The 9287-nt window shown below is 58.6% G+C and carries 6 protein-coding genes and 1 pseudogene; 5 read left to right on the forward strand and 2 right to left on the reverse strand.

Annotated elements, in window-relative coordinates; translation table 11 throughout:
- Nucleotides 1-886, reverse strand: an 886-nt coding sequence (locus SO139_RS44525; RefSeq protein WP_498542018.1) for a Rieske 2Fe-2S domain-containing protein, incomplete at its 3' end; no start/stop codon positions are given.
- A 334-nt stretch (nucleotides 887-1220) separates the two neighbouring features.
- On the opposite strand from SO139_RS44525, the gene SO139_RS44530 reads away from it, so the two are divergent.
- Nucleotides 1221-2012, forward strand: coding sequence for a LysR substrate-binding domain-containing protein (locus SO139_RS44530; RefSeq protein WP_498542019.1), 792 nt, complete (start codon nucleotides 1221-1223; stop codon nucleotides 2010-2012).
- A gap of 1051 nt (nucleotides 2013-3063) precedes the next feature.
- Nucleotides 3064-5715 carry a PAS domain S-box protein gene (locus tag SO139_RS44535; RefSeq protein WP_498542020.1) on the forward strand — a complete coding sequence of 884 codons (2652 nt, stop codon included), beginning with the start codon at nucleotides 3064-3066 and terminating at the stop codon, nucleotides 5713-5715.
- A gap of 147 nt (nucleotides 5716-5862) precedes the next feature.
- On the opposite strand, the pseudogene SO139_RS44540 reads toward SO139_RS44535, so the two are convergent.
- Nucleotides 5863-6183: pseudogene (locus SO139_RS44540) on the reverse strand (Rieske 2Fe-2S domain-containing protein); the annotation flags it as partial.
- Here SO139_RS44540 and SO139_RS44545 point away from each other — a divergent pair.
- The 3 genes from SO139_RS44545 to SO139_RS44555 all read left to right on the forward strand — a co-directional run bounded on the left by SO139_RS44545 (nucleotide 6174) and on the right by SO139_RS44555 (nucleotide 8682).
- A complete protein-coding gene (locus SO139_RS44545) occupies nucleotides 6174-7319 on the forward strand; it encodes a LysR family transcriptional regulator (RefSeq protein ID WP_498542023.1) in 1146 nt (381 codons plus the stop codon). The pseudogene SO139_RS44540 and the gene SO139_RS44545 sit on opposite strands and share 10 nt — an antisense overlap.
- Nucleotides 7320-7631: 312 nt before the next feature.
- Nucleotides 7632-8351 carry an Mpo1 family 2-hydroxy fatty acid dioxygenase gene (locus SO139_RS44550; RefSeq protein ID WP_498542021.1) on the forward strand — a complete coding sequence of 240 codons (720 nt, stop codon included), beginning with the start codon at nucleotides 7632-7634 and terminating at the stop codon, nucleotides 8349-8351.
- 136 nt (nucleotides 8352-8487) lie between these two features.
- Nucleotides 8488-8682, forward strand: coding sequence for a hypothetical protein (locus tag SO139_RS44555; RefSeq protein ID WP_498542022.1), 195 nt, complete (start codon nucleotides 8488-8490; stop codon nucleotides 8680-8682).
- Nucleotides 8683-9287 lie beyond the last annotated feature (605 nt).

Below are 9287 nucleotides of genomic sequence, written 5' to 3' on the forward strand. Positions count from 1 at the left end.
CGTTGACATGGGCGAGCTGGAGCTCTCTCGTCAGTTGCGGATTATCTTTTCGATAATTTCGGACAAAGTTCCAGAAATAGTGGCAGGTCGTCTCAGTTTCGGGCGTGATCGCCGCCAAGAACGCGCCGCTGACGCCCTGCGAGCGATCGCCTTGGGGCGCGCCCGTATTTGTCAGCGCCACACCGACGTCGCCAACGACGACCGACGGAGCCAGGAACGTCACGATCTGCCAGCGATCGACGCGGCCTGGCCGTGCAAGCTGACGGCCCCAGAACGGGGGCGGCTCGATGTCGATCATCCAGCGCGTCATCGTCGCCGTGTTGTCCGTGTGGGTCACATCGAAGGGCGCAGCCGTGATCGCCTCGTCCCCGATGCTGCCGGCGTGCACATAGGTCTCGTGCGTGAGGTCCATGAGGTTGTCGACCACCAGGCGATAGTCGCATTTCAGCTGATAGAACGTGCCGCCGTCGCCGACCCATTCTGTGCCGTCGTTCCAATGAAAATCTGGAATTTTGGCGGGGTCCGCCAGCGCTGGATCGCCGGGCCACAGCCAGACGAGGCGATGCCGCTCAGCGACCGGAAAGGCACGCACGCAAGCCGACGGATTGATCGTCTTCTGTGCAGGCATGTAGGAGCAGCGGCCGGCCGAATTGAAGACCAGCCCGTGATAGCCACACATGACGTCATCGCCCTTGAGATGTCCCAGCGACAACGGCAGCAGCCGGTGCCAACACGCATCCTCCAGCGCCGCGATGGCGCCGTCCGTGCGGCGATAGAGCACGATGTTCTTGCCGCAGATGGTGCGGGCGGAAAGTTCGCGGGCGATCTCGTGGGACCATGCAGCCGCGAACCAGGCATTGAGCGGAAAGGGTTTTGGTGCGTTCACGGTGCAGCTATCTCCATGATTTAGTCGATGGTCGCGGGCTTGCCGTCTTAACTTCCATTTTCGAGCAGATTGCGTTGGCAATAGCTATCGGACAATCGGACAGAGTTGATATCCCTTATCTACTCTTTCGATATCGCGGCTTGGGCCACGTGAGGAGGATGTTTAAGGAGATGGCAAAGGATTGGGGTCCACTCGCGATTGATTTTGCCGCGATCCGTACTTCGCGACTGGTGTCGGAACTGGGCTCATTTTCGAAGGCCGCCGAAGTGCTCGGTACGAACCAATCGACGCTATACGATGGACCGGCTGCGCGGCGTTCCACGACAAGCTGTTCGTGCGCCAGCGCGGCGGTATCGCGCCAACGCCCCGCTGCGTCGAGATCGTCGAGTGTGCCAGCCGCCTGCTTGAGGGCTTTGAGGGCCTCATGCAGCCGACGGATTTTGATCCCGCCAGCGCGTCCGGGCAGATCACGATTGCCTGCAACTATTACGAACGCTCGATCATTCTGCCGCGCACCATCGCCGACATCAGACGCCGGGCGCCGCGCCTGCTGCTGGAAATCAAGACGGCGCGCGCGAAGGGGATCGCGTATCTCAAACGCGGCGAAGCCGATCTTCTCATTGGCCCCTATGAGGTGCAGGACGAGAGCTTCTATCATCGCCATCTGCTGGATGACCACTATGTGCGTTATGCACCGCGGCCATCCGCTCGCGGCAGGAGGCTGCGCGTCGACGACTATGTCAAGGCGAGCCATGCCGTCGTCACCTATGGAGGCACCTGGCGCTCAGGCTACCTCAGAGAGCTCGATGAACGCGGTCTGTCGCTCAACCGGGTAGTCACGGTACCGAGCATCTCAGATCTCACCCACATTCTCCCCGGCACAGATCTGATCTCGACGGTGCCAAGCCGCATCGCTTCGAACATCGCCACATCCGTCATAGCAACGTCATGTCCTTTCCCCGAACCGTTTCAGATCGGCATGACCTGGACGTCCCGGACGCATTATTCCGCCGCCCACCGGTGGCTGCGGCAACTTATGGCCCGGATTGCCGGCACTCTGCCGTACAAGAGCGCTCTCGCCGCGCCGTCCAGGCGCAGCCGCGGCAGTGCCAATGCCAGAGTTTGAATCTCCGGGCCGTCGGCATGCGAGTGTCTCCTTTCCGGCTGGATTTCGCACCAAGCCGCGCAAAACGCCCTCGCCAGGGCCAAAGGCGCCGAACCTGCACGAGCCTGGAAAGGAGTGGCAGGGACGGGAGAACCTGCCTCGCCGTCATCATTCAATTGACCACGAGCGAGAAAGTCGTCCTCGCTGCTATTCTAAATTCTCGCCATCAATGTGGAATTCGGCTAGAAGGCCGACGTGTAGCTGTACTCCGGCTCGGAATCGCGTGTCGATAATCGGAACGGCCCAGATAGTTCGCCACTGTCATCGAGTAGAACGCTGGGTCAATGCCATATTTCTTCTCAAGATGCTCAAACGAGCGACGGCGAAGGTTTCTGTCACCGTAGTGTGTAGTGCCGTGCGGCGTCGGTGCTCCATGAAGTACGGCATGCATCTCCGAAGCGGAGGCGCCTTTCGTGCTTGCGGCTGCCGCAGTCATACTCTTATCGACGCGGCTGGCGCTCGCTGCCGGCGCAGTGGAAGCCATCGTGCAAGCGGTACGACAGAGACCTCTTATCGTGCTTCGATAACGCTGCTGCATCGCTAAAGACGGCGGGCGTTTCTAGTGAGCCGAAACAGCGAATACCAAGAAAATCGTTACGAACTTCGGTCCGATCGATTTCAAGATAATCGATCCGCATGCACCGCAAACCGCTGCAGCCCCTTCCGGAGATCATGCCGTTCCACGCCTGCATAGCCACGCCCGGCATCCAGCACGAGCACCAATTTCGGAGTGAGCGATGAAATTGTGATTGACCGGGCGGCAACCCAAGGCTGCGGCACGCTACTCAAGGAGGATGGCTAAGCATGAGACGAAGTTAACTTCCTATGTGAGCGTCCGATATCTAATGTTTAAAAGAAATATACGAAGGTTTGTAATGCGCCTTTTTCTACTGTGCTTATTTAAGGGGCGGACGTAGAAAGCGCTCAGGAGCGCCTGTCCGGGTCGAATAAATTGCTGTATTTTTTGTCTGATCACTAATCTCTCCGCCAGAAGGGCCGGACGGCTACAAGCATGTTTAACCAGCTCACCACGTTGGAACGTTCAGGCACGCAGTTTATCGTCGGTAGCATTACGCTAGGGGCGGTGACGCTAGCTTCCTTGTATATTCACAGCCCTTTCGCAGCCACGGCGTTCGCCTATCTGGTGGTGATCTTGCTGTTTTCGCTGAGGGGCAGCTTCATCGCATCATTGGTCCTTTCCATCGTCTCCGTCGCTGGTTTAGCCTACGTTTTTACGCCGCCCACGTTGAGTTTTCGGATCGATAATCCCCAGGACCTTTTGGTGGTTGTCGCTTTTCTCACTGCGTCAATTGTCGGAACGCACCTGATAGGAAAAGTTCGTCGCAAAAGGGAAGTTGCGCGTGAGGCCGCAGCCAAGCTACCGCACAGTGCGGCCGATCTGCATAACCGCGAGAAACTGTGGCGCGCAATCTTTGAGCATAACCCGGCCATGTACTTCATGGTCGATGAGGCGGGGACGGTCCTGAACGTCAATACTTTCGGCGCGACTCAACTCGGCTATACGCCTGCCGAACTAGTCGGCCTATCCGTGCTGAAGGTCTTTCCGGAAGACGATCGTGAGGTCGTTCGCAAATGCATCGGGAGTTGTCTTGCAGATATCGGCCAATCGCGCACCTGGGACATCCGGAAAGTCAGAAAGGACGGCTCGGTGCTGTGGGTACGCGAAAACGCCAAAGCCATGCTGTGGGCCGAAGACAAGCTCATCGTCCTCATTGCCTGCGAAGATATCACTGAGCAAAAGCGGACAGAACTTGCGCTGCAGCGAAGCGAGGCCCATTTGGCACAGGCGCAGGAATTGAGTCACACCGGCAGCTTCGGCTGGAACGCCGCCGGCGAGGTCTTTTGGTCGAAGGAGACTTTCCGGCTTTTCGAATACGATCCAGACGTCAAACCGACACCGCAACACGTTCTTGACCGCACCCACCCAGAGGATAAGGCTTCCGTCCAGGAGACGTTGGATCGAGCATCGCGAGGCGAGGACTTCGAGCACGAATACCGACTGCTGATGCCCGACGGATCAATAAAGCACATTCACGCACTAGCACGGGCCACGAGAACAGCATCTGGCGATGTCGAGTTTGTCGGGGCGGCGATCGACATCACGGCAGCGAAGCAGACGGAAGGGCGACTGCGCCGTAGCGAGGCCTATCTCGCCGACGCGCAGCAGCTCAGTCGCACAGGCACTTGGTCCTGGGACTGCCACCGTCGCTGTTTTGCTTATCGCTCCGTCGAAGTCAGTCGTTTGTTTGGCTTCGATCCGGAAGAGCCCGTGACGCTTGAGGCCATCCGTTCCCGTATTCATCCAGATGATTTGCCGATGCAGCAGGAAGTGCAACGTCGGGCGATTGAACAGAAATCAGGGAACTTCGAATATGATTTTCGGATCTGTCTTCCCGATGGCGCGATACGGCACATACATGCTATTGCGCACGCCGTGTTGGGAAGCGATGGCTCGACCGTCGAGCTCATCGGAACGCATATGGATATCACTGAGCAACACGCAGCCAGGGAAAGGTTAGAAAACACCCTTGCTGCGCTACGTGAGAGCGAGCAACGTTTCCGTGACTACGCGGAAACTGCTTCCGATTGGCTATGGGAGACCGGGCCAGACCACCGGCTCACCTTATCGGAGCACACCAGCGCTACGGGCCTCTTGGCCACAGGGGCCATTGGCCTGCCTCGCTGGGAAATTGCGTGCGATGTTGAAGAAGAACCGGAGAAGTGGCGGCAGCATCAGGCGACACTCAGCGCGCATCTCCCATTTCGCGATCTGATCTATCGCACCATCAGCGCGACTGGGACGGCAATTTACTTCCAGACCAGCGGCAAGCCTTTTTTTGATGAAAGTGGCAACTTTCGCGGCTACCGTGGCGTCGCCACCGACATCACGACAAAAATTCGCGCAGATCAGGCAGAACAAGAGCTGCGGAAGGCACAGGCAGATCTTGCGCATGTTACGCGCGTGACCACGCTGGGGGAACTAACAGCCTCAATCGCCCACGAGGTAAACCAGCCGCTTGCGGCCATTATCAGCAACGCCGATGCGTGCCTCGGCTGGATAGACCGCGAAACTCCGGATGTTGCCGGCGCGCGCCGATCAGTAGAGTGGATCATCGACGATGCGATGCGGGCAAGTGAGGTCATCCGCAGGGTCCGCACGCTTGCGAAGAAAGGTGATATCGAGAGGGTAGCGCTCGACATCAATGAGGTCGTGAACGAGGTCATCGCGCTGGTGACACGTGAGCTGGCTAATCACCAAGTGACCCTGCGAACTGAGCTGGCGCCAACACTTCCCACGATCCTCGGTGACCGGGTTCAGCTGCAACAGGTGATCATCAATCTGGTGATGAACGGAATCGAGGCGATGCAAGCAGTTGACGACCGTACGCGCGAACTGGTGGTTCAATCATCAAAGGACAATAACGGCCGCGTGCAGCTCTCTGTGAGTGATTGCGGGGTCGGAATCGCTGAGGATGACAGGGTCCGCATCTTAGATCCGTTTTTCACCACCAAATCAACTGGCCTTGGAATGGGTCTGTCGATCTGTCGCTCAATCATAGAAGCTCATGGAGGCCGCCTATCGATCGTCCGCAAGCATGAGCCGGGCGCGACCTTTCAATTTGCCTTGCCGGTCGCGCCCTGATTGGGAGCTTTGAGTATCGGCGCGATCGCAAAAAGCTGATGGCCCGACAGGTTTATGTCTTTATGCTTCAAGCGAACGCATCGATGCATCGAAGCGAATCTTTTGCAGTGGGAGGTTCAGATGCCGTCCAATTCGGATCGGCCCATAATGCCGCTCAGAGACCGGATAGGCACGCACGCAGGCTGACGGGTTGATCGTCTTCTGTGCAGGCATGTAGGAGCAGCGGCCGGCCGAATTGAAGACCAGGCCGTGATAGCCGGACATGACGTCGCCCTTGAGATGTCCGAGCGACAACGGCAGCAGCCGGTGCCAACACGCATCCTCCAGCGCCGCGATGGCGCCGTCCGTGCGGCGATAGAGCACGATGTTCTTGCCGCAGATGGTGCGGGCGGACAGCTCGCGGGCGATCTCGTGGGACCATGCAGCCGCGTACCAGGCATTGAGCGGAAAGGGTTTTGGTGCGTTCACGGTGCAGCTATCTCCATGATTTAGTCGATGGTCGCGGGCTTGCCGTCTTAACTCCCATTTTCGAGCAGATTGCATTGGCAATAGCCATCGGACAATCGGACAGAGTTGATATCCCTTATCTACTCTTTCGAAATGGCGGCTTGGGCCACGCGAGGAGGATGTTTAAGGAGATGGCAAAGGATTGGGATCCACTCGCGATTGATTTTGCCGCGATCCGTACCTTGCGCTTGGTGTCGGAACTGGGTTCGTTTTCAAAGGCCGCCGAAGTGCTCGGTACGAACCAATCGACGATCAGCTACACGATGGACCGGCTACGCGCGGCGTTCCACGACAAGCTGTTCGTGCGCCAGCGCGGCGGTATCGCGCCAACGCCCCGCTGCGTCGAGATCGTCGAGTGTGCCAGCCGCCTGCTCGAGGGTTTTGAGGGCCTCATGCAGCCGACCGATTTTGATCCCGCCAGAGCGTCCGGGCGGGTCACGATCGCCTGCAACTATTACGAACGCTCGATGATTCTGCCGCGTACAATCGCCGAGATTAGGCGCCAGGCGCCCCGCCTGGTGCTGGAGATCAAGCCGGCACGCGCCAAAGGCATCGCGTATCTCAAACGCGGCGAAGCCGATCTTCTCCTCGGCCCCTATGAGGTGCAGGAGGACAGCCTCTATCATCGCAATCTGCTGGATGACCACTACGTGTGCGTCATGCACCGCGGCCATCCGCTCGCCGGCAGGAGGCTGCGCGTCGACGACTATGTCAAGGCGAGCCATGCCGTCGTCACCTATGGAGGCACCTGGCGCTCAGGCTACCTCAGAGAGCTCGATGAACGCGGTCTGTCGCTCAACCGGGTAGTCACGGTACCGAGCATCTCAGATCTCACCCACATTCTCCCCGGCACGGATCTGATCTCGACGGTGCCAAGCCGCATCGCTTCGAACATCGCCAAATCAATCGTAGCGACGTCATGTCCTTTCCCCGAACCGTTTCAAGTCGGCATGACCTGGACGTCCCGGACGCATCATTCTGCCGCCCACCGGTGGCTGCGGCAACTCATGGCCCGGATTGCCGGCACTCTGCCGTACAAGGCCGCTCTCGCCGCGCCGTCCGGGCGCACCCGCGGCGGTGCCAATTCCAGAACTTGAATTGGCTGCCTGCCGGCACGTGGGTCTCTCCGCTACTTTCGAATTTGACGACCCCTCCTCTATTCTCACCAAGCCGCCGACTTGCCGACGGCCCTGCACGACTAAGTCCGTTTCCGGCAGTCCGATCAGATGAGGCGGCTTCGTTAAGTTCCAATCGGACGAGCTCTGGCCGTCCCGCCACGCGGATCGGAACGAGAAAGCCGAGGTTGCCGGTGCCATGCTGTCGGCTTCAAAGAGTGTTGCTTCCGCGCGGCTCGAGCGCGCGCACCAAGCTTACTCCTCGGTCTTGCCCGGCGAAGACGAAACGAGCCTGTGGCCTTCGCCGTTTTCGTCAGCGAACATATTCAAGTCATCGAAAGAACAAGTTACACGAATCTATCAAGTATGACGTTTTTGGTAGATTTGACGCGAGGCTTTCCTGCGCGTAAGCACCGAAAACGTTTTTTGACAGTGGGCCAGCAGATGGGTTTGGCAGACGATGAATCGTGCCGTGGCCGCGGACACAGCCAGCAAGGCGAGTGCGGCATGAACTCCTCTTTCCATCGGCTGCTCGCGGATTACGTAGAGTATCATCGCGCCCCCTGGAATTGCGCGATGCACGTCTTCGGCATCCTGTTCTTGTTTCTGGCTGTCAGTCTTCCGCTCAGCCGTTGGGTCATCACACTATTCGGGATCCACATCAGCGTGGCGGCCATCGCCCTCGCGCCTGTGCTGATCCTTTGGTTCGTGCTCGACTTCGAGCTTGGCGCCGCGATCCTCGGCGCTGTGATCGCATTGCTTGGAGCTGCGGCCGTGATCCTCAACCATGTGACGACCGTCGGGATGTGGTCGCTTACTGCCGCCCTGATTGTGCTCGGCGTTGCATCGCTGATCATTGGGCACTCGGTGTTCGAGCGCCGGCGGCCGGCAATGGTCGACAATCCTAGCCATCTATTGGTCGGACCCATGTTTGTCATGGCGAAGTTAGTTGTCGCGCTCGGCTTTCGGCACGATCTCGCCGTCATCGTCGGGAAGCGTCGCCCTTTTCGGTGACCATATTTTCTCGCTACCGTCGCCTCGCGAGGGTCAATTTGAATGTTTTGGATTTTTGTGCGCAGGTCGATGAAGGTGGGGATGCCGGCCTCTAGCTGCCTGACGGACGCCTGCGTACCTCGTTGAATCTATTTTGATGAGTTCAGCCAACCAGGGCTCCAACCACGACTCGACCCGATCGATCTATGAGGCAAGAGGTCGGCATAAAGTCGGCAAAGCGTCCAATATCCGCCTCATCGACCTGGGCATGGATCTCCATGTCGTCGAGCTGGTGCGCCACCAGGAAGGCGGTTCGCGGCTCGAGGCCGACGGCGAGCGTCTGGCGATATGATGGTGTGGCCGGTGAGTGAGCTTGCGCTTTAATCTTGGGTATCGTGGTATATTCAAGACACATCGTGGCGCGCAGCATTAAGCTTTGAAGTGATCATCGTCCGTGGCGGCAGCATCTTCATCGCGCCAGCGATCGGTCCTGGTCAGGGCGAGGACCGCGCATGGTCGAGCGGAGCGATGGCACGAGCCAACTGGAGCCTTATTGGCCTTCGCCCCGTTGATTTTCGCATTGAAGATCTTCAGGGTGCCGGCAGCTGCTTAAGGATCAACTTAGCCAGCGTGGTTCCGATCGAACGAGCTGACCAAAATCAGGAGAACAGGCCGACCGGAATAGGTCGCGCGCACTTCGGCTCCTGCGGCCACTTTTCCTTCCACAGCACGAGTTCGTTGTTAGCATGGACGCTAAGATGCTCCCCCGGAAGACACACTCGTCTCTCATCGCGGAGGCAAAATAGCGAAGTCGGTGTCGCGATTCGCTGCAACATAATTCTCCCATTTCACTTTTCCGCCTGTCGGCTCAAAAGAATGTCGCCCCGCCCGAGTAGATCGGGCGGGGCGTAGGTGGAGGTAGATTACTCGCCGGTCTTGCGCGGCCGCGACCAGAGG

The organism is Bradyrhizobium sp. UFLA05-89, from assembly GCF_059803475.1.

Excerpts from the sequence above, each read along its gene's own strand:
- SO139_RS44535 (WP_498542020.1), top strand. The coding sequence starts at position 3,064 with ATGTTTAACCAGCTCACCACGTTGGAACGTTCAGGCACGCAGTTTATC.
- SO139_RS44555 (WP_498542022.1), top strand. The coding sequence starts at position 8,488 with ATGAGTTCAGCCAACCAGGGCTCCAACCACGACTCGACCCGATCGATC.